The organism is Acinetobacter suaedae (assembly GCF_008630915.1).
GTDB classification, from domain to species: domain Bacteria; phylum Pseudomonadota; class Gammaproteobacteria; order Pseudomonadales; family Moraxellaceae; genus Acinetobacter; species Acinetobacter suaedae.
On the sequence record NZ_CP043909.1, the window covers coordinates 1788028 to 1809043 of the forward strand.

At 38.1% G+C, this 21016-nt stretch carries 18 protein-coding genes and 1 pseudogene; 5 read left to right on the forward strand and 14 right to left on the reverse strand.

Going from position 1 to position 21016, the window contains the following annotated elements:
- Positions 1–266: 266 nt before the first annotated feature.
- Positions 267–734: a Cys-tRNA(Pro) deacylase gene (gene ybaK, locus F2A31_RS08375; protein ID WP_150026007.1), complete on the reverse strand. Its 468-nt coding sequence runs from the start codon at positions 732–734 to the stop codon at positions 267–269.
- 166 nt (positions 735–900) lie between these two features.
- Here ybaK and F2A31_RS08380 point away from each other — a divergent pair, with 166 nt between their 5' ends.
- From F2A31_RS08380 to F2A31_RS08395, 4 genes are all read left to right on the forward strand, one after another.
- Positions 901–1206 carry a hypothetical protein gene (locus F2A31_RS08380; protein ID WP_150026008.1) on the forward strand — a complete coding sequence of 102 codons (306 nt, stop codon included), beginning with the start codon at positions 901–903 and terminating at the stop codon, positions 1204–1206.
- A 190-nt stretch (positions 1207–1396) separates the two neighbouring features.
- On the forward strand, positions 1397–2770 hold the full coding sequence (locus F2A31_RS08385; RefSeq protein ID WP_150026009.1) for an ABC1 kinase family protein: 1374 nt from the start codon (positions 1397–1399) through the stop codon (positions 2768–2770).
- 236 nt (positions 2771–3006) lie between these two features.
- A complete protein-coding gene (locus F2A31_RS08390; protein ID WP_171490651.1) occupies positions 3007–4293 on the forward strand; it encodes an acyl-CoA dehydrogenase family protein in 1287 nt (428 codons plus the stop codon).
- 15 nt (positions 4294–4308) lie between these two features.
- Complete coding sequence (locus tag F2A31_RS08395; protein WP_005080867.1) at positions 4309–5508, forward strand: acyl-CoA dehydrogenase family protein; 1200 nt, start codon at positions 4309–4311, stop codon at positions 5506–5508.
- A 108-nt stretch (positions 5509–5616) separates the two neighbouring features.
- Here F2A31_RS08395 and F2A31_RS08400 read toward each other — a convergent pair whose 3' ends face one another.
- The 4 genes and pseudogenes from F2A31_RS08400 to F2A31_RS08415 all read right to left on the reverse strand — a co-directional run bounded on the left by F2A31_RS08400 (position 5617) and on the right by F2A31_RS08415 (position 10244).
- A complete protein-coding gene (locus tag F2A31_RS08400; RefSeq protein WP_150026011.1) occupies positions 5617–6435 on the reverse strand; it encodes an SDR family NAD(P)-dependent oxidoreductase in 819 nt (272 codons plus the stop codon).
- Positions 6436–7314: 879 nt separating this feature from the next.
- Positions 7315–7442 (reverse strand): annotated as a pseudogene (locus tag F2A31_RS08405) (IS5/IS1182 family transposase); the annotation flags it as partial.
- A gap of 28 nt (positions 7443–7470) precedes the next feature.
- Complete coding sequence (gorA, locus tag F2A31_RS08410; RefSeq protein ID WP_150026012.1) at positions 7471–8823, reverse strand: glutathione-disulfide reductase; 1353 nt, start codon at positions 8821–8823, stop codon at positions 7471–7473.
- 182 nt (positions 8824–9005) lie between these two features.
- The gene (locus F2A31_RS08415) at positions 9006–10244 is read right to left on the reverse strand and encodes an alkane 1-monooxygenase (RefSeq protein ID WP_150026013.1); all 1239 of its coding nucleotides are present in this window, start codon (positions 10242–10244) and stop codon (positions 9006–9008) included.
- Between the two features lie 188 nt (positions 10245–10432).
- Here F2A31_RS08415 and F2A31_RS08420 point away from each other — a divergent pair, with 188 nt between their 5' ends.
- Positions 10433–11365 carry an AraC family transcriptional regulator gene (locus tag F2A31_RS08420; RefSeq protein WP_150026014.1) on the forward strand — a complete coding sequence of 311 codons (933 nt, stop codon included), beginning with the start codon at positions 10433–10435 and terminating at the stop codon, positions 11363–11365.
- Between the two features lie 51 nt (positions 11366–11416).
- Here F2A31_RS08420 and lpxA read toward each other — a convergent pair whose 3' ends face one another.
- From lpxA to uppS, 9 genes are read right to left on the reverse strand one after another with little or no spacing between them, the layout of a single operon-like run.
- Positions 11417–12205, reverse strand: a complete 789-nt coding sequence (gene lpxA / locus F2A31_RS08425) for an acyl-ACP--UDP-N-acetylglucosamine O-acyltransferase (protein WP_150026015.1) — start codon at positions 12203–12205, stop codon at positions 11417–11419.
- Positions 12202–12687: a 3-hydroxyacyl-ACP dehydratase FabZ gene (fabZ, locus tag F2A31_RS08430; RefSeq protein WP_109441130.1), complete on the reverse strand. Its 486-nt coding sequence runs from the start codon at positions 12685–12687 to the stop codon at positions 12202–12204. Before fabZ ends, lpxA begins: the two co-directional genes overlap by 4 nt.
- A 6-nt stretch (positions 12688–12693) precedes the next feature.
- Positions 12694–13764, reverse strand: a complete 1071-nt coding sequence (lpxD, locus tag F2A31_RS08435) for a UDP-3-O-(3-hydroxymyristoyl)glucosamine N-acyltransferase (protein ID WP_150026016.1) — start codon at positions 13762–13764, stop codon at positions 12694–12696.
- Between the two features lie 3 nt (positions 13765–13767).
- Positions 13768–14256, reverse strand: a complete 489-nt coding sequence (locus F2A31_RS08440) for an OmpH family outer membrane protein (protein WP_150026017.1) — start codon at positions 14254–14256, stop codon at positions 13768–13770.
- A 44-nt stretch (positions 14257–14300) separates the two neighbouring features.
- Positions 14301–16841 carry an outer membrane protein assembly factor BamA gene (gene bamA, locus F2A31_RS08445; RefSeq protein WP_150026018.1) on the reverse strand — a complete coding sequence of 847 codons (2541 nt, stop codon included), beginning with the start codon at positions 16839–16841 and terminating at the stop codon, positions 14301–14303.
- 33 nt (positions 16842–16874) lie between these two features.
- Positions 16875–18230, reverse strand: a complete 1356-nt coding sequence (rseP, locus tag F2A31_RS08450) for an RIP metalloprotease RseP (RefSeq protein ID WP_150026019.1) — start codon at positions 18228–18230, stop codon at positions 16875–16877.
- A 5-nt stretch (positions 18231–18235) separates the two neighbouring features.
- A complete protein-coding gene (gene ispC / locus F2A31_RS08455; RefSeq protein ID WP_150026020.1) occupies positions 18236–19432 on the reverse strand; it encodes a 1-deoxy-D-xylulose-5-phosphate reductoisomerase in 1197 nt (398 codons plus the stop codon).
- Positions 19433–20260 (reverse strand): phosphatidate cytidylyltransferase, encoded by an 828-nt coding sequence (locus F2A31_RS08460; protein ID WP_150026021.1) that lies wholly within the window; start codon positions 20258–20260, stop codon positions 19433–19435.
- Between the two features lie 2 nt (positions 20261–20262).
- Positions 20263–21012, reverse strand: a complete 750-nt coding sequence (uppS, locus tag F2A31_RS08465) for a polyprenyl diphosphate synthase (protein WP_150026022.1) — start codon at positions 21010–21012, stop codon at positions 20263–20265.
- Between the last annotated feature and the right edge of the window lie 4 nt (positions 21013–21016).

Below are 21016 nucleotides of genomic sequence, written 5' to 3' on the forward strand. Positions count from 1 at the left end.
TTAAACATATCTCGATCACGATAAACTTAAGATCGATATAAAGCTAATGATAATTATTATCATTTATATTTTCAATTAAAAATTCGCATCGGAATTTATACCATAACACATTGAATAAAATGAATTTATTTAACAATCAAGCGAGAATAGATACAAAAAGATAATAATACTTATTATTTAATAAAATGATCAATTCACAATTATCAATAGTTTTTATAGATATATAAAGTTAAAACATTGTGGCGAAATAAAGTATGTATCCCTCATTAAGAATCTAATATATCTACAAATGAAGCATTCAATAGACTCGCCAAGTCTTGCGGTTGCAACCCGATATCAAGTCCTCTTCTTCCACCACTTACATAAATTTTATCAAAAGCTTCTGCGCTTTTATCAATTACTGTCTTTAAGCGTTTCTTTTGCCCTAACGGGCTTATTCCACCAACGAGATAACCAGTCAAACGTTCAGCATCTTTCGGGTTTGCCATTTGTAATTTCTTGCACCCCACTGCTGACGCAACTTTTTTTAGATTGAGTTGATGATTCACAGGTAATATCGCAATAAAGAAGTTTTTTTCATCAGTAACCATCAACGTTTTAAACACTTCTTCAACATTCAAATTCAGTTTTTCAGCAGCTTCCAAACCAAAACTTTTGGCATTTACATCATGTTCATATTCATGAGTTGAAAATGCGATGTTGTTCTTTTTTAGTAATTTACAGGCAGGTGTCATGGTTACTCGGATGAAATTTTAGAGTTCTAAAGTGAGAATAGTGTAGCATTTTGAATAAAACAATTAAATTTACTTAGGCTATTTTTGATATAAATCTATTCTTGATAATTTATAAACCACCCGCATATATATCTTCGATATAGATCAAAACAGGATCAGCAATCTAATGAGTTATAAACATAATAATTTAATGGCAATGCGCCAAAACTACTGGAATGATGAGTCGTCAAATATCGTACAAGCAGAAAAACAATTGCTCCAACATACCTTGATTGAAGAAGGTATTTTCAAAGATGCTACTTTAGACGATACCAAGTATTTTTTCTTCACCCTCCCCAGTATCATTATCGTTAAAGCTCATGCATTAGGTTTTCACCACCATTCAGTCAAACAAATGTTAAAGCGGCATATTCAAAGTAACCGTACTCGTTTGATGAGAAAATCTGAATTAAAAATTCAGTTTAAAATTTAATGTATAAATTTATCGAAGCCTAAAAATTCAATTTTCAACTTAGGCTATTTCTGAAATATTGATCTATTTCACAAATTTAGACTGATAATTCAAGAGATTGAACTATTTTAATACGTTCAAAAGCTGTAATATCCACTACAATTTACGCTCAGCTTTCAACCCTCCGATTTCAGCATAGGATTTTTCTTTCATGTCAGATCAGAACGATAAGCTCAAGAACCTAAAAACCTCGTCTGTGGATCGCCGCTTATCTATCGCTAAAGCCTCTTTACTTGCTGGAACACGTTGGGCAACAGCAAGTGCTACTTCTATTTTCTCCAGTGAAGAAGATAAAGAAAAGAAACGTAAGAAAGCGATGGCTGAACAAGCTCATTATTTGGTTTCAGAAATTGGAAAGTTAAAAGGCTCGATCGTAAAAATTGGGCAAATGATGGCCTTATACGGTGAACATTTCTTACCTGAAGAAATTACTCAAGCACTAAATACCCTTAATAACCAAACCGTTGCTTTGGCTTGGCCTGCGATTAAGGCCCATTTACAAGAACAACTTGGTCCTAAAATGGATGACCTGACAATTGACCATGAACCAATCGGTACTGCGTCATTGGCTCAAGTACATCGTGCTATCCGTAAATCTGATGGTTTAGAGTTAGTACTTAAAATTCAATATCCTGGGGTAGCTGAAGCAATTGATTCGGATATGAATCTGTTCAAAAATATGCTTAAACTCACTCGCATGGTGCCGCAGACCCGTGAATTTGATCAATGGTTTGATGAAGTTCGAGAAATGATGCATCGTGAGGTGAATTATGAAATTGAAGCTGCAACTACACGTCGCTTTGCTGCACGTTTAAAAGAAGATCCTCGATACATTGTCCCTCAGATTGTCAATGAATTCTGTGCTGAAAAAGTGCTCTGTATGACTTTCGAGCGTGGTGTTCCTGTAAACAGCCCTGTCATGCTCTCTTTGCCACAAGAACGTAGAAATCAATTGGGCGAAGCATCATTAGAGATCGCAGTACGTGAATTATTTGAATGGGGTGAAATGCAAACAGATCCTAACTTCGGTAATTATTTAGTCCGTTTAGGGAACGGTACTGACGTCCGTGATAAAATCGTATTACTTGATTTTGGTGCGATACGTCAATTCGATGAAAATTTGCTGTCTGTTGCGCGTAACCTAATTCAAGCTGGTTATGATCACGATAAATCAGCCATGGTCAAAGCAATGACAGGCTACGAATTTTTTGATGGTATGCCAGAAAGTATTAAACCAGGCATGGCAGATGTTTTCTTAATTGCGACTGAAGCATTTAGTTGCCCTGAAAACAATCCAGACATGCCTACTGGTATTATGGATGATCAAGATCGCTATGACTGGAAGAAAAGTCAGCTTCATAGTCGAGTGATGCAACAAGCAGCGCAATCAATGGCTTCTCGCTACTTCTCGGTTCCTCCAAAAGAATTTATGTTTATTAGTCGTAAATTTATTGGTGCATATACCTTTATGACTGTCATTGATGCAAAGACAAACGTTCGTAAAATGATTCGTCAATTTGCATAACATGCCTATACAAAGTCATCTTGACCAATCAGATTTGTCAGATTGGTCAATTTTTTTTAATTTTTATTTTTCATATTTTTTTAAAAATTTTAAAAAACAATAACATAAATCCACTTAGGTATTCAAATTACGCTTTATCGTTCTCAATTCAGCGTGTCAAAGAAGACATAGTTTTTTTAACTGGGGCATGTCAGCATGAATTTACAATCATCCCCTAGGATAAAGTCATGTCTAATATGATGAATAAGGCTCAAGGTTTCGGGCTATCTCTAATCACAAAAATCGCAGGAAGCGAAATGCTTGATCAACTCAAGCTACGAAAATTTGTTGAAAAATCGCTGTATCAAGGTTCAAAGACTGGCTTTAAGGTGCTGACTAAAACACAAAAGGCCTTTAAACCGCAACCAATAGATAAACAGCGTCTACCAAATCAAAGTAATAAAAACCTATTTGATCTGAGTTTAACTGAAGAACAGCAAATGACCTGCGATGCCATGTCACAATTTGCTGAAGAGGTTTTATATACCTTAGCGCATGATGCAGATCATCATGCCCAATTTCCAGAAGAACTTTGGCAGCATTTAACTGATCTTGGTTTAAATTACTACGCATTACCCGAAGCTTTGGGCGGTGTTGCGGCTGAACAAAATATTGTCAGTAATATTCTAATTGCAGAAAGTCTTGCTAAAGGTGATTTCAGTTTAACCGCAGGCCTATTAAGTACCTTTAGTGTGATCAATGCAATGACTCGTTGGGGTTCAACCCAAGTTCAATCTATGTATTTACCTGTGTTTGCAGAAGATCCAGATGTTACAGCTACTTTCGCCTTCCAAGAAGCAACCCCAGCATTTAATCCATTCCAGTTAAAAACAAAAGCAACTGAGCAAAATGGACAATTCTATATCACAGGTGAAAAGACTCTCGTTGTTTTAGGTGATACAGCAGATGTGTTTCTAGTCAGCGCTGAATGGAACGGAAAACCCGATATCTTTGTAGTGCAGTGTGATGAAACGATTGCAATCAAAGCAAATCCCGCGATGGGTTTAAAAGCAGCAGAGACTGCGACACTTCAATTCAATCAAACTCCTGCTCTTCGCTTAGGTGATACAGACTTCGATTACACTGCGTTTGTGGATTTAGGTAATTTGATGTGGTGTGCAATGGCTATCGGGACTTGTGAAGCTATAAAAGCGTATTGCATCAAATATGCAAACGAACGTACTGCCTTTGGTGAGCCAATCTCACACCGTCAAAGCGTTGCATTCATGATTGCTGATATGGCCATTGAAATTGACGCGATGCGTATGTTGGTACTTAACGCAGCAAGTTTGGCTGAAGCTGGACAACCATTCCACCGCGAAGCGTATTTGGCACGACTACTCTGTGCTGAAAAATCAATGAAAATCAGTACGGATGGCGTTCAAATCTTGGGTGGGCATGGCTTTACCAAAGAGCATCCTGTTGAACGTTGGTATCGTGATTTACGTGCGACCGCAATCTTGCATTCTGGCTTACACGCTTAATTTTGGAGAATAATAATGAATTTACAGAATCCGAAAAAATTTAAAATGCTGGTTGATCAAGCACACGAAACTGCCATTAATGTATTACGTCCAATTTCTCGTAAGTATGATAAAGCTGAACATGCCTATCCAAAAGAACTGGATATGTTAGCTGCCTTACTAGATGGGATGAATGAAAGTGGCGAAGGCGTAGGTGCAGCAAATGCTAGCAAGCGCGGTACAGCCAATCCAGATTCGATCGTAAATGGCGGTAATATGTCAGCAGCACTTGGCATTATTGAAATGTGTTATGGCGATACTGGATTATTACTCAGTATGCCACGCCAAGGCTTGGGTAACTCTGCCATTGCTGCGGTTGCCAATGATGAGCAACTTGAACGCTTCAAAGGCACTTGGGCTGCAATGGCAATCACTGAACCGGGTTGTGGCTCTGACTCAGCAGCTATCCGTACGACTGCAACCAAAGATGGCGATGATTATATTCTAAACGGTGAAAAAATCTTTGTTACTTCAGGTGAACGTGCTGATTCAGTTGTCGTTTGGGCAACTTTAGATAAGAAACTTGGACGTGCTGCGATTAAATCCTTTGTTGTGACTAAAGGCACACCAGGAATGAAAGTCGAACGTCTCGAACATAAACTTGGAATCAAAGCATCTGATACAGCAGTCATTAGTTTCATCGACTGTCGTGTGCCTGCTGCAAATCTATTAGGTAATCCTGATATCGATGTGGCGAAGGGTTTTGCTGGAGTAATGGAAACGTTTGATAATACACGCCCACTTGTTGCAGCGATGGCAATTGGTTGTGCAAAAGCCTCTTTAGAACGTATCAAAGAGATTTTCAAAGACCAACTTGATCCTGACTATCAAACACCGTATTTGCAAAGTTCAAATCTGGCTGCACAAATCTATCGTATGGAGGCTGAGTGGGAAGCTGCCCGTTTACTTATGCTTAAAGCGACATGGATGGCAGACAATAAAAAGCCGAACTCTAAAGAAGCTTCAATTGCTAAAGCCAAAGCTGGTCGTGTCGGCAATGAAATTACGCTGAAATGTGTAGAGCTAGCTGCAAGTGTAGGTTATGGCGAAGATGAATTGCTGGAGAAATGGGCACGAGACTCAAAAATTCTAGATATTTTTGAAGGTACACAACAGATTCAGCAATTGATCATCGCGCGTCGTGAATTGGGTAAATCATCGAGCGAATTAAAATAATTTTTCCAAATGTACCCCTGTTATAGATTCATAATATTTTTTAAAACCGAGCTAAGCAGTTAGCTCGGTTTTTTGGTGTAATACGTTTAAACTTGATTTTTGTTACACTCACTTAGCACTACGACCAACAACCGCCCGATACATGAATCGTGCTAAAAACCGATCAGGTAGAAGACCCAATATAGGCACAATTTTATTTAAGCCCGGCAGACTAACAATCGCTTTATTTTCCAATGAATGAATTGCAGAGCTGGCAACGTCTTTAACATCCATTGAAAATTTTTGGCTTATATGACTAACAGAACCTGTAGATTTACTATTCTGTTCCAAGCCCATCGCATCAAAAATTGGCGTACGAGTAATACCTGGACAAAATGCCCCCACAAAAATATGATGTGGGGCTAATTCTTCGTGTAAAGCTTGTGTAAATGCAACAACATAATGTTTACTTGCAGCATAAGCCGCTAGTTTAGGAACAGGCGTAAAGCCTCCTATTGATGCTATATTCAAAATACTTCCAGAAACTTTCTTCTGAATCATATGTTGTGCAACCTTACTACATAATTCAGTCATAGCAAGAATGTTTAGATTCAGCATAGTATTTACACGCTTTATATCCAAATCAATGTGATCACCAAATAAAGCTGTACCAGCATTATTAATAAGAACATCAATCTTTAAATTCTGTTCTTCCACGTATTGTAGTAATTCATCTATTGCTTGATGTGAAGTTAAATCAATCTGAATTGTAATGAGCTTACCTGGTAAATTGCCGAGTTCTCTTTTGAGGTGTTCAATTTCTGTTTCTAATAAAGTAGCAACAATAACAGTTGCACCCTTGTTTAATAATTGCTTTGATATCTCTTTGCCAATTCCACTACCACCACCAGTAACCAATACATTCAGATATTTCCAGTTTAGTTTCATCACAGTTCCTTTCCACTAGTGTTTCAGCTAATCATGTATGATTTTCATACGATTGAGCTCTTAAAATATCTTGTTGGTTGTTAAGACAATGGTCTCGAAGCTCTTTTATTCCCGCTTCTTTATCAACTTCATTATCTTTAATTTTGAGTATTTGTTCACGTGCAGGCAGATAACGATAGCTCCTATGTCATATCACCCCCTCTTGATCCACCCTTTTCAAACAATCAGCAGCATCTCTGCATAGTAGATTTTCACATATGGAACACAACTTTTTCAGATTCACCTTTCGCTTTAATCTTTTGAGCAAGTTGTTGTAGTTTCCCAAATTGGATATTTGGTTTTGGCATATCAAGAAGTAAAGTTTGTGCTACCAATAACTGAATACAAGTCAAGGTTATCGTTTTGCAATGAAACTGTTGAGGCAAAAAAATTAAAAACCTGCATATGCGAGAGATCCACTATGTACTTAGCACAGCTTTCGCTAACACGATGATGTTTAAATATTTTCTTTTCACATTTTATGCTCCCCACCATTTAAAGTTCTAATAGAAACCTAACTTCTGGTTTTTAATAAAACAAGTATCTCAACCCCCAAAAAGAATTATAACCGATATAAATTAGGCCAATATTTCAAATACAAACACTTCGTGACAGATTAGCTACATCATGTGCCAAAATGTTTTTTACACCTAATTCCGACAACATTGCACTGAGCTAAGCGATATTATCTTTTTAATAATGTTTGAATCTTCACGATCAACGAGTATTCTCCGCTTTCATCAGCAATGCTTCATACGTACATCTTATTGGTGAATTATTAAAAAAGGCATTGCTGTATAAAAATAAAAAAATAGAACTACCCTCAACAGCACAAATTTCAGTGACAACTTTGGTATTAGACCGGCCTAATTCAGTGGATTTATTGAGCACTGCTACACGTGAGTGAATCTGATTCACTTTGTTTTGAAGTTCCTAGCATTCAGTTTATCTCCGAATAATTTGATGAAAGCCTCATTCGACTGGATTGATCCGTCCCTATCTCATGGTCACAAACTCTTCGGCAGAAGTTGGATGAATCGCAACGGTATTATCAAAATCTTTCTTAGTCGCCCCCATTTTTAGAGCAACAGCGAAGCCTTGCAAAATTTCATCCATCCCAAAACCAATGCCATGAATCCCCACAATTTTCTCATCCTTACCCACGCAAACTAGCTTCATCTTCGTAGGCTGACGATGTTCGGTAATCGCACTAAACATGGCAGTGAATGAAGTGTTATATACCTTTACAGCCTCCTGACCATATTGATCTACCGCTTCATCTTCAGTGATTCCAACAGTACCTATAGGCGGATGACTAAAGACCACTGTAGGAATATTTTCATAATCTAAATGTTCTTCAGGTTTATCATTAAAAAGCCGTTCGGACAGTCGACGTCCTGCCGCAACAGCCACAGGTGTAAGTTCCATTTTTCCAGTAATATCCCCTACAGCATAAATTCCCGCTTGCGATGTATTCTGGAATTTATCCACTTGGATATAGCCTCTTTTATCAAGCTCAACATTCGCTTTCTCTAAAGCTAAACTCTCTGTGTTCGGTTCTCGTCCTGTTGCCCAGATTAAACAATCGATCGTATGACTTTCACCATTTTCTAAATGGAGCACCACCGAACCATCCCCATTTTTTGTGACTTTTTTAGGAACAGCTTGCGTGTGTACCGTAATACCATCTGTTTGCATCACAGTCATAAGTGTTTCACTAATAAAGGATTCAAAACGACGTACTAGTCTATTCTGACGGATAAATAGCCCGACCTCTGCACCTAAAGCATTGAGTACCCCAGCAAGTTCAACCGCAATATAGCCAGAACCTATAACAGCTACTCTTTTAGGTAAATCAGATAACTCAAAGAAGCCATTAGAGTCAATCCCATATTCAACTCCTTCAATATCAGGTAATGATGGCTGTGTCCCTGTAGCTATTAAAATATGATCCGCAGTAAGCCGATTACCATTAACCTCAATCGTATGAGTATCAATAAAGGTTGCCTCACCTTGTATAAGATCCACTTTATTGCTACTTAGGCTATTTTGATAAGACTTATGAATTCTTTGTATATAAGCTTGCCGATTTTTAATTAAATGCTGCCAATCAAATGATTCAACATGTGCATTAAATCCATAGTCTGATGCATATTTCTGTATCGTCTCCGCAACATGTGCGGCATACCACATCACTTTTTTTGGAACACAGCCTACATTGACACAAGTGCCACCAATGTCAGCTTTTTCAATCAATGCGCATCTCTTTCCATACATTGCAGCACGGTTGACTGATGCAATCCCACCACTACCGCCGCCAATCGCAATATAATCATAATGTTTTATCATCACCGCCTCTTTCATTTAATTGCAAGATTCTTATTTGTTTTAACTTATAGATATACAGCAACAATATACAAAAACCGTTGTTTTTTAAATTTTTAATACAAGAAAAAAGCACTGATCATTGCTGAACAGTGCTTGGAACATGATGAGCGTCTGTAAATATTAACAGACCTCAAATTTTAGTATTAGTCTGTAGTTTCCGTAGACGTTTGTATTAGTGATTGATCAACCCCGCCAAATTTTTTGAAAAGTTTTGCACGACGTTTTGGATAAATGTTCGCTTTGTTTAAATCACCTTTGTAGTGATCAACAACACGTTTATCCATCATTTTGAACCATAAAGGTGGAATCAATGCTGGTAGAAGCATACTTGCATAACCACTTGGCAACTCTGGTGCCTCATCAAAATGACGTAAAGCTTGGAATGGACGAGTTGGATAAGCATGATGATCCGAGTGGCGCTGTAACTGGTACAAGAATAGATTGGTGACAATATTATTGTTGTTCCAGCTATGCTCAGGCATAGTACGTTGATACTTGCCGTTTGCATCTTTCTGACGTTTTAAACCATAGTGTTCAATATAGTTAATAATTTCAAATAAACTAATGCCATAAAATGCTTGAGTTACTAAATATGGAATTACACCTTTTCCAAATAAGCCAACCATTGAACCATGAAATGCAGCACTCATGCCCCAACCTTGTAACAACTCATTCTCTGTAGACCAGAACTCTTTACCTTTACGTTTTAAACGATTCGTTTCAATCTCAATTGCAGATTTTAAAGAACCAAAGACTGTACGCGGCCAAAATTCGTAAAAGGTTTCTCCCATTTGCGATGATGCTGGATCTTCTGGGGTAGCAGCACGCTTATGGTGACCATAGGGATGCTCTACACGGAAATGATTATAACCTGTAGGTACCAAAGCTAAATGTGAAAGAATATGATCAATACGATCATGTTTATGGCTCAATTCATGTGCGGTATTAATAGCAATACCATTAACTGCACCCATTGAAATACCGAGTAAAATTTTATCTAAAAAAGAGGTCTCTTTTCGGCTTGTTAAATAACATGCATATATATTTGCAGCATATTGTAATGGAATAAAGCTTTTTACTAACCGAGAATAATACGGGTCTTTTTCCAATAATTTAATATCTTCATCACTTGGGTTATTCGCATCTTTACCAATAATCGTATCAATCGTCGGAATAACAATATGTAAAACAATCGGACCGCCCAAAGCAAAGATTTTCTTTAGGGGACGAGGGGCAAATTGATAGCCTGCTAAAATCGCAATCCCAATAGCAGGTAAAGCTGGGCTAATCGCCCATAAATAACGTTTACGGTCCAATTCAGTTTTTGATTTTGGAATGCTTACTGACGTAAGTTCTTGACTAACATTTACTGGCGCATTCATCGTCGTATCCATGTCTTCATATATATCTATATTTTGAAGAATTATGAAAGTGAAGACAGTTGCAAGCGTCCAAAAAACCTATGTAAAAGTCTTTGGCTTAATCCCCCCTGTTTTTGTCCCATAAACACATATTGAGTTATTACAATAGCTCTCTATAATTTAAATGACATACATTATATAAAACGCATATGGACGCTTTAAGTAAAATCTTTGCAGATATTCATTTAAATCACACTGAATATATCTATTTGAAAACACAAGGAGAATGGGGATTTATTTGCCAAGATCAAACAGCTTTGATCGTACATATTGTTTTAGTAGGTTCAGTATATATTCAAATTGATGCACAGAATAATCTAGTCGCGCATGCAGGTGAAATTGTCTTAATTCCATCAGGACAAGCACATACAGGTGCAGATAATGCCATAACCAAGCTCATTGATGCAGTAGATATCTCAAAATTGTTTGACGGTCATCGTGAGGAAGCAATTGAATTTGGTACTGAAGCATCCGAAAAAAACTTGATACTTACCATCCGATGTCAAATCGACACCATTATGGCACGTCCATTTATTCAAGCTCTGCCACCATTAATACATATTCAACAAGGTGATAATACAGCACCTGAATGGTTACAGATTGGATTACATTTTCTAGCATTAGAAACCCAAAATATTCAAGCAGGTCGAGATATTATTATCGATCATCTAGTTAATATTTTACTAATCAAATGTATCCGCGACCATATTAAGCAGATTTCCAGTCAACATGGCTGGCTTAGTGCATTAAATCACCCCGAGCTTAGTAATAGTCTTGCAGCGATTCACAATCATCCAGAAGATGCTTGGACTGTCGAATCCCTTGCAGAGCAGTGCTGTATGTCACGCTCGAAGTTTGCGAGTTTATTTCATGAAGTGATCGGTGAATCTCCACTCGCCTATTTACAACAACATCGTATGCGTCTAGCGAGCCAATATTTACGTAAAAGCAATTACTCTATACAAGTCATCGCTAATAAAGTGGGCTATTCATCTGAAACAGCTTTCAGCCAAGCATTTAAACGAACTTTTGAATTATCACCTAAGCAATATCGGCAGCAATTTATTGAAGTCGAACCTTAAAATGTACAAATAAAAAAAGACACCAAAGTGTCTTTTTCAATGATCAACAGATTATCGAACAATTCCACGCCTTGATTGCTCTAATGAGTCAATCAACAATTGAGCCTCTGAAACTGAGCCTAAAATCTCATTTCGAATTTGTTCAATTGCTTGTTCAGTCGTCAAGCCTGATTTATAAATCAGTTTATACGCTGTTCTTAAACCTTGAATCGTCTCTCTCGACCAACCTTTACGTCGCATACCTTCGATATTCAAACCATGCGCATGTGCAGGATTGCCAGAAGCCAATACATAGGCTGGTACATCTTTAAGAATGAGCGCAGCCCCACCAATCATACTATACGAGTCGATTCGACAGAATTGATGCACACCAGCATTTCCACCAACAATCACGTGATTGCCTACATGTACATGTCCAGCAATACCAACGTTGTTAGCAAAAATATTATGATCGCCAATGATACAATCATGGGCAATGTGCGTATTGACCATAAATAGGTTATGGCTACCAATTTTAGTCAGACCTTGATCTTGAACTGTACCACGGTGTAAGGTGCAATGCTCACGAATCGTGTTGTGATCCCCAATTTCTAACCAAGTTTCTTCGCCTTTGTACTTTAAATCTTGGCAAATCTCTCCAACACTTGCGAATTGAAAAATATCATTATTTTTACCAATCCGTGTAAAACCACCAATCACTACATGTGAGTGTAATGTTGTACCTGTGTCAATACTTACATTTGGACCTACAATACAATAAGGTCCAATCTGCACATCTGATGCGATTTCTGCAGACGGATCAATAATTGCTGTAGGATGTATTAAATTTTGACTACTCATGCCTGCTCAATTTTCTGGTGGGAAATAATAATCTCAGCTGTTGCCGCAATAATGCCATCAACACTAGCAGTACAATTGTACTTGTAAATGCCACGTTTTTGCATAACAAGTTCAGATTTTAAGACAAGCTGGTCACCTGCAACAACCTGTTTCTTAAATCTTATTTTTTCTGCGCCTGCAAATAAAAATAATGAACCTGCTTTTGGCTTCTGATTAGTGAGTACAAAACCCAAGATACCAGAGACTTGCGCCAATGCTTCAATGATTAAAACACCAGGCATAATTGGGTAAGCTGGGAAGTGCCCTTGGAAAAACTCCTCATTGATCGTCACGTTTTTATAACCAACGATACTGTTCTCTGTAACGTCTGTTACTCTGTCAACCAATAAAAAAGGATAACGATGCGGTAAATATTCACGAATGGTGAGAATATCCATTGGTAATTCAGGCATTGTAAATGCTGGTAATGTAGACTCGGTCATAATAAATTATTTACGTAACTTTAAGGTTGATTCAAGGGACTCTAATTGAGCTTGCATATGATCCAGTCTTTTCATTATTTGGGTCAATGGCACATCTGCTAATTGTCTTAAACGCACAATCGTCTTTTTCCAGTGCTTATTTTCAAAAAGTCCCATTCCTGAAGAATAAGTTCCAGCTTCATAAATATTTTTTGTGACCATTGACATTGCGGTAAGAGTCACATTATCAGTGATTTCTAGGTGCCCAACGACCCCACTCGCCCCGCCGAGTATGCAGTTTTTGCCAATTTTAGCACTTCCTGCAATACCACAGTTGGCTGCAATAGCCGTGTTTTCGCCAATACGCACATTGTGAGCGATTTGCACAAGGTTATCAATAATCACGCCATCTTCTAAAATTGTGTCATCTAAAGCGCCACGATCGATGCTGCAATTTGAACCTATACGAACATCACTCCCAATTCTAACTGAACCTAATTGGGCTATCCTATGCCATTTTCCTTGATAAGGTGCAAAGCCAAAACCTTCTGTACCAATCACTGTATTCGCATGAATCCGAACACGATCTTTTAATTTAGCCTCACCAGTAATTGTGACATGTGTATCAATAAAACAATCCTTTCCAATCTCTACATTATCCCCTAAAAATGCATGGGCTTGAATTATTGTATTATTTCCTACCACACAGTTTTCACCAATTACAGCATAATGCCCGATATAAGCATCATCGGCGATGATAGCTGAAGGATGAATTTGAGCAGTACTTTCAATTCCACGCTGAGCCATCTTTTGTTCAAACACGTGGGTTAACATAGCAAAAGCCAAGTAGGGATTTTCAACAACAATAAAGTTTGTCTTATTTTCTAACTGTTCTTTTAAAGCCTGAGTGACAATATAAGCACCTGCAAGGCTGGATTCAGCTTGAGTTAAATATTTGTCCCCATTTACGAAACTAATATGCTGATTTTGTGCTTGTTCTAAACTTGCTAAATTAAAAATCTCGAAGTCTTTTTCACCAAAGAACTCACCTTGTACAAGGTGAGCAATTTCTTCTAAACGGTAACTACGTCTATTCATTGATTATTTCATTGCATTGACCTTTTGAATCATTTTATCAGTTAAATCATACTGAGCGTCAGAGGCAATCGTAGAATTTTTATTCAAAATAAAGTCTAAATTGTTCTCTTTCCGCAATTGTTCAGCAGCTTGCTTCACTCGATTCTCAAAAGTTGTATTCATTGTCTGCAAAGTTGATTGTACTTTTGTCTGTAAACTTTGCTGGGTCGTATTAAACTCATTTACTTTTGCTTGATATTGAGCTGAAAGTTTTTGTAAATCAGCTTGATTTGCTGACTGTGCACGTTGCTGTAAACTCTCAATCTCTTTACCTAACTGTTCTAACTTTGTAGATGTCGGTTTCACAGACTGACCTAAGCTTGCATTTTGTTGCTTTAAGTAGGTACTACTTTCCACAACTTTCGCTAAATCTACAACGGCAATACCACCAGCATTACTGAATGCTGATACTGTTAAACCCAAGCCAAATACAAGCGCTGTTAATGTTTTCATGAGTCCATCCTTTATATATTTTACAAATTTAGTCGGGGTCGTACTTAGAAAGTACGACCAATTTCAAATTGGATTGATTTAGTATCATCACCCTTCTTATCATTAAGCGGGTATGCATAACTCAGTGATAAAGGTCCAATCATCGTAATCCATGTAAAACCAACGCCGACACTATAACGCAAATTACCAAAATCTAAACCGTAATTATCTTTACAGTATTGCTTAACATCCGTAATTTTTTGACCATTGATGGTCATTCCTTTTTCACCATAAGCACTATTAGAAATGTCACACTTGGTATCAAATACTTGTGCACCTTCAGCAAAGATAACTGGACGTACTTGTCTTGCCCAATCACCTTTGAATGGTACTGGTAATGCCAATTCAGTACCAAACTGAACAAGTGCATTACCACCCACTTCCTCTGGATCAGGGTCATTTCGTTCAGTTTCTTGGAAAATCACACTTGGATACTTAGGTCCTAAAGAACTGTTGTCATAACCACGAACCGAACCATAACCGCCCGCATAGAAGTTCTTATAGAATGGTAAGTCATTACCATAACCCAGTTTTCCATAACCACGGAGGACAAAGCCCGCACCCAATGATTTAAATGCTTGAGCATCATAAGTCAGTTTTTGATAGTCCACATCACTACCTGGCAAACCAACCTCAAGACCGACACGATGTGACATACCCGAAGTCGGGAATACTGGGCGATTGAGTGTATTGTATGACCAACCTAAATTAAGCATATAGGTCAGGAATTCTCCCTCAAACGCGTCATTATAATCATCCCACAGATCATCTTTACATGTTCCAGGTATTGGTTTTGGATTTTCTCCTTCTCCCACCTTATTTTCACCGCTTGGGCACCAACGTGATTTCCCTGTAGCCTTGCCACCATTTGCAAGCAAATAATCACGAATATAAGTTGATACACTTGGTCCAGTTCTAACTTTAGTTTGATCAATACCAAGTGAAGCACTTAAGCTCTGATTCTCATCAATTGGATAACCAAAACTTAAACTACCACCGATACTATCGGTGACGTAGTTATTCACGTTATAGTTTTCATTAAGTTTCGTTTTACGATAGTAGACATTATAACCACGACTTACACCATCAATGGTGAAGTATGGATCAGTCACGCTTAAGTTATAGTAATCTTGTGTCTCTGAACGAGAAAGATCTATCGCAACACGATTACCAGTTCCCATAAAGTTGGTTTGACTTAAACCTGCTTGGAAAGTCACACCACCATTCTGAGAGTAACCAACAGCAAGCGTCGTTGTACCCGAGTGCTGTTCTTCAACAGCAACATTCAAATCAACTTGATCTGGTGTGTTTGGCACACGAACGGGTTTCACATCTACCGTTTTAAAGAATCCAGTTCGCTCTAAACGAATTTTTGATAAGTCAATTTTTTCATTACTCGCTAATGCACCTTCCATTTGGCGCATTTCACGACGTAAAACCTCATCAGCAGTTTTATTATTTCCTGTAAAGTTAATACGTCGGACGGTAACTTGCTGACCTGGGTTAACATAATAATTCAGATTAACAATGCCCGTTTCATTGTTAATATCTGGAACTACATTGACTTCAGCATAATAATACCCAGCATTACCATACTTACGTAATAATAATTGCTTAACCGCATTCACACGCTCTTGTGAATAAGTTTCGCCATCCTTGTAAAGTTTTAATGCATTTAACTCTTCAGGCTTATACAGTGCATCACCCAAGAATTTGGTTTCACCAAACTTAAACTGACTGCCTTCATCTACTGAAACTTCGATAAAGATATTCTTCTTATCCTCACTAATATTCAGCTGAGAATTAATAATATTAAAGTTTATATAACCTTTATTTAAATACAAAGCACGCAATGCTTCTAAACTCGCTGCCATTTTCTCACGAGCATAACGATCATTACGAGTAACAATAGAAGCCCAACCGCTTTCTTTTACTGCAAAAGCTTGCTTAATCTCACTATCACTAAATACAGTATTACCAATAATATTGATATCGAAAACTTTTGCAGCAGTACCTTCGTTAAAGTTCAACAAAAGTTCAACACGGTTATTTGGACGTGCTACGGTTTCCACCGTCACATCTGCATCATAACGCCCTTGTTGGGTATACTGTTGTTCTAGTTCAGTTTCAATTACCTGTAATGCAGACTTCTTGAAAACCTCACCCTCAGCAATCCCCATCTTCTTTAAGCCTTGCTCTAAAGCTTCTTTCGGAATAAGTTTATTGCCTTTGAATTCCAATTTTGAAATTACAGGACGTTCGACCACTTTGAAAACAAGAACATTGTTTTCTTTGAATGCCTTAATATCATCAAAAAGACCTGAAGCATAAAGAGTACGAATCGATTCAGCAATCATTGGATCGCTTACTCTGTCGCCACTATTTATTGGTAACATCGAATAGATACTCGCAGGTGTTAAACGCACAAGGCCATCAATTCGTATATCTTGTGCAAGAAACTCATCTGCTGCGTATGCTTGTTGTACCGCTGCCATCGCACTAACCAGTGCCAAAGGCATTAATAAATGTGTGTGACGCATGCCCATATATTTTCCAGTAAGTTAAATTCCATTTGCGTTTTATAAACGCATGAAGTCGTTAAATAAAGCCAAAAGCATCATGCTACCGAGCAGTAACATACCAACTTTTAGACCCAATATCTGTATTTGTTCAGAAACAGGCTTTCCACGAATGATCTCGATGAAGTAATAAACGAGGTGCCCACCATCAAGCATAGGGATTGGTAATAAATTTAAAATTCCTAAGCTCACACTCATAAGAGCCATGAAAGAAATAAAAGTTTGCCATCCCATTTCTGCACTTTGTCCAGCAACCTTCGCAATGGTGATTGGACCAGACAAATTATCCAAGCCAATCAAGCCTCGTATCATTTTAACAATTGAGTTAAAAATCATTTGCGAGAGCTGGACTGTTTTATCAAAAGCAACACCCAAAGCTTCTAGAGGTGTGTACTGAATCTTTTGTTTATATTCATTAGGGATTATGACCTTACCTGCATCACTTTTAACCCCTAAGGCACCTGTAACATTGCCCATATTGTCACGTTGGCCACGTGGAATCATTTGCAAATGAACCAACTCACCTTGGCGTATCACATCAATATTTAGTAGTTTTTCAGGAGAGCTTTGAACCACATTAACCACATCAAACCAGTCATTCATTGCCACATTATTAATCGCAACAATGTGGTCACCTTCCTTCATTCCTTGACGTATTGCAGCACCATCTGCTGTCAATTCTTTTACAACGGCCGGAATCATAGGACGATAAGGCAAAAATCCTAAAGCATCCAAAGGAGACTGGCTTTGATCTTTAAGAAAATTTTGGATCGGTAAATTAAACTGCTTTTCAGCTCCATTGCGATCTACTACAACAGAAACCTGTCCAGACTCACCAATACGGTTAATTAATGCAAAGTTTAACTTTTCCCAAGTTGGTGTTGGTTGGCTATCTACGGCAATCACCTTATCACCTACCTGTAAATCAACCTGAGCAGCAGGCGTATTTGGCATGATCTTGCCTATACGTGTATTTAACTGCTCTTGTGCTGGCAAGAAGAGAATCCAAAAAAGTAATACTGCAAAAAGCAAATTAACCAATGGTCCTGCAGCAACAATCGCGATTCTTTTCCAAGGTGATTGTCGATTAAACGCATAGGGAAGATCTTTTTCAGCAACATTTCCCTCTCGCTCATCGAGCATCTTGACATAACCACCTAAAGGTAATGCAGAGAGTTGGTATTGGATACCAGACTTTTTTGATTGCCACTTCAACAAAGTTGGGCCAAAACCAATGGAATAAACCAAGACCTTGACACCCAATTTACGTGCGACCCAATAATGACCAAATTCATGAATTGCAATCAGTGGACCGAGTAATAAAATCGCTGCAACAATCATAAATAGTGCATTCATACGATTTAACCTCCCATATCCACAATATACAACTCTGCAACTCGTCTAGCGATCATATCAGTATGCAAAATGATGTCTATATTTTCTGCTTTGGCATTTTGTACAGCCTGTAAAGTATGCTCAACGACTTGAGGAATCTCGATGAATCGGATCCTGCGCTGTAAGAATGCAGCGACTGCAATTTCATTTGCCGCATTCAAGATCGTTGGAGCTAACCCACCCGCACGCATCGATTGACGTGCTAAATCTAATGCAGGAAACTTAACCATATCAGGCGCCTGAAAGTTAAGTTGCGCTGTATCAAACAAATTTAACGCCGGGACATCTGTTGCCAAACGCTTTGGCCAAGCCAATGCATGTGCAATCGGTGTACACATATCTGGATTACCCATTTGTGCCAAAGTCGAACCATCCACATATTGCACCATTGAATGAATAATACTTTGTGGGTGAATCACGACTGTAACAAAATGTTCAGATATTGAAAACAAATGACACGCTTCTATCAGTTCTAACCCTTTATTCATTAAGGTTGCAGAATCTACAGAAATCTTTTGCCCCATCGACCAATTCGGATGCTTACAGGCTTGCTGAGGTGTAACACTAGATAGTTGGTCTAATGAATGATTGAGAAATGGACCACCAGATGCTGTTAATAAGATTCGTGACACACCTAACTGAGGTTGCCCTGTTCTTTCCGCATCTAAATAGTTATGTGGTAGTGATTGAAAAATTGCATTATGTTCAGAGTCTACGGGTAACAATAATGCATTATGCCGCTTCGCAGCTTGCATCATGATATCACCTGACATCACTAACGCTTCTTTATTTGCGAGTAATACGCGTTTTCCAGCCTTAACGGCTGCTAAAGTTGGCAATAGCCCTGCTGCACCTACAATTGCAGCCATCACAATATCAACTTCTGAATGCTCAGCGATAGCAATTAGCCCGGCTTCATCAGTCAAAATTTCAATATTATTTATATTTGCTTGCTTGAATCTTTGCTGTAATTCCAATGCTTTTTCATTTGGAACTACAACAATTTTAGGGTGATATTTTTTACAAATCTCTAAAAGTTCATCTAAACGACTATAAGCTGAGACAGCAAATACAGAGTATTGATCAGGGTGTTGTTGCAATACTCTTAAAGTACTTTGTCCAATTGAGCCAGTAACACCCAATATACATACAGCTTGAGTCATTTAAAGATCTACACCAATAAGTTTTAAAATATACATTCCTGTAGCGAAAATAGGTGCTGCAGCGAGCAACGAATCAATACGATCAAGTACACCACCATGACCTGGCAACACACGCCCAGAATCTTTAATTCCAGCTCGGCGTTTAATCATTGATTCAAATAGATCACCTAAAACCGATGCAAACACGGTAACGATGGATAAGATAAAAAATAGGATCAACTGAACTGCTGTTAGATTTAAGTAGAAGTATTGAACAATCAACATAATAATTATTGTTGTTGCAATACCACCATATAGACCTTCTAGCGATTTATTTGGGCTCACAGATGGCGCAAGCTTCTTTTGGCCAAATTTTCGCCCAACAAAATATGCACCACTATCCGCTCCCCAGACGAGCAAGAACAGATACATCAACCACCACGGTGAACTATGCCAAACCGCATAAAGTGCAGTGACTGCAGCAGAGATTAAGATAAAACCAATAAGATATAATGACGGATTGTACCAGTTATCTGATTCAGGATAGTTCTTAACCCAATAAATACTACCTAACCAGGTGAGAATAGATGCAGCCCAAAGTAAAAGTGCAACATCATCATAGAACAATGCAAGTGTAGAAACCAGTGCAACAAAACCACCATAAACCCATGCTTTCGGTTTTGAGACCGATGTTTGAACGCTACGAGGCATCAGTTTAAACCACTCATAACCCGCCACCCCAGCAGCTAAAATCATAAGCACAAACATTGGATAATGTGATTGCGTTGCAAACATGCAACTTAAAACAACTGCAACTAACACCAATGCGGTAATAATCCGCTCAAACATTATTAATTCTCTATTTTCGCTTGTTGAATTTGTTCAGAAGTTTTACCAAAACGTCGCTCACGCCCTGAAAAAACACGAAATGCGTGATCTAGCTCCTTGATCGTAAACTCAGGCCACAAAGTATCGGTAAAATATAATTCCGCATAAGCTGCCTGCCAAAGCAAGAAATTAGATAAACGATAATCACCGCCTGTACGAATCAACAAATCGACAGCTGGTAGATCATTTAGACTGACATATTTATCAAATAAATCAACATTTATCTGATCCGTTTGAATTTTTCCTGCAACTACATCTTCAGCAATAGACTTCGCTGCATGTGCCATATCCCACATACCACCATAGCTAATTGCAATTGAAAGAGTCATTGAATCAAAAGCCGCAGTTTTCCGTTCAGCTTCTTGCATCAAATCACGTAGTTCATCAGACAGTCGAGAACGATCACCAATAAAACGTAATGCAATATTGAATTTTTCCATACGAGGTAATTGCTCATAAATGGTTTCTTTGAGCAATTGCATCAATAAATCAACCTCATATTGTGGTCGATTCCAGTTTTCACTTGAGAATGCAAAAACAGTTAATGCACGAACACCAACTCTTTTACAGTGTTCAACGACAGGATCTAGGACATTTTTACCCTCACGATGCCCATCACCTTTTTGCATTTGATTTTTTTTAGCGAAACGATTGTTGCCATCCATAATGATGGCAACATGTTGAGGAAGATGCTGTTCTTCTGATGAGGTCATAAAA

Excerpts from the sequence above, each read along its gene's own strand:
- ybaK (WP_150026007.1), bottom strand. The coding sequence starts at position 734 with ATGACACCTGCCTGTAAATTACTAAAAAAGAACAACATCGCATTTTCA.
- F2A31_RS08380 (WP_150026008.1), top strand. The coding sequence starts at position 901 with ATGAGTTATAAACATAATAATTTAATGGCAATGCGCCAAAACTACTGG.
- F2A31_RS08385 (WP_150026009.1), top strand. The coding sequence starts at position 1,397 with ATGTCAGATCAGAACGATAAGCTCAAGAACCTAAAAACCTCGTCTGTG.
- F2A31_RS08390 (WP_171490651.1), top strand. The coding sequence starts at position 3,007 with ATGATGAATAAGGCTCAAGGTTTCGGGCTATCTCTAATCACAAAAATC.
- F2A31_RS08395 (WP_005080867.1), top strand. The coding sequence starts at position 4,309 with ATGAATTTACAGAATCCGAAAAAATTTAAAATGCTGGTTGATCAAGCA.
- F2A31_RS08400 (WP_150026011.1), bottom strand. The coding sequence starts at position 6,435 with ATGAAACTAAACTGGAAATATCTGAATGTATTGGTTACTGGTGGTGGT.
- gorA (WP_150026012.1), bottom strand. The coding sequence starts at position 8,823 with ATGATAAAACATTATGATTATATTGCGATTGGCGGCGGTAGTGGTGGG.
- F2A31_RS08415 (WP_150026013.1), bottom strand. The coding sequence starts at position 10,244 with ATGAATGCGCCAGTAAATGTTAGTCAAGAACTTACGTCAGTAAGCATT.
- F2A31_RS08420 (WP_150026014.1), top strand. The coding sequence starts at position 10,433 with ATGGACGCTTTAAGTAAAATCTTTGCAGATATTCATTTAAATCACACT.
- lpxA (WP_150026015.1), bottom strand. The coding sequence starts at position 12,205 with ATGAGTAGTCAAAATTTAATACATCCTACAGCAATTATTGATCCGTCT.
- fabZ (WP_109441130.1), bottom strand. The coding sequence starts at position 12,687 with ATGACCGAGTCTACATTACCAGCATTTACAATGCCTGAATTACCAATG.
- lpxD (WP_150026016.1), bottom strand. The coding sequence starts at position 13,764 with ATGAATAGACGTAGTTACCGTTTAGAAGAAATTGCTCACCTTGTACAA.
- F2A31_RS08440 (WP_150026017.1), bottom strand. The coding sequence starts at position 14,256 with ATGAAAACATTAACAGCGCTTGTATTTGGCTTGGGTTTAACAGTATCA.
- bamA (WP_150026018.1), bottom strand. The coding sequence starts at position 16,841 with ATGGGCATGCGTCACACACATTTATTAATGCCTTTGGCACTGGTTAGT.
- rseP (WP_150026019.1), bottom strand. The coding sequence starts at position 18,230 with ATGAATGCACTATTTATGATTGTTGCAGCGATTTTATTACTCGGTCCA.
- ispC (WP_150026020.1), bottom strand. The coding sequence starts at position 19,432 with ATGACTCAAGCTGTATGTATATTGGGTGTTACTGGCTCAATTGGACAA.
- F2A31_RS08460 (WP_150026021.1), bottom strand. The coding sequence starts at position 20,260 with ATGTTTGAGCGGATTATTACCGCATTGGTGTTAGTTGCAGTTGTTTTA.
- uppS (WP_150026022.1), bottom strand. The coding sequence starts at position 21,012 with ATGACCTCATCAGAAGAACAGCATCTTCCTCAACATGTTGCCATCATT.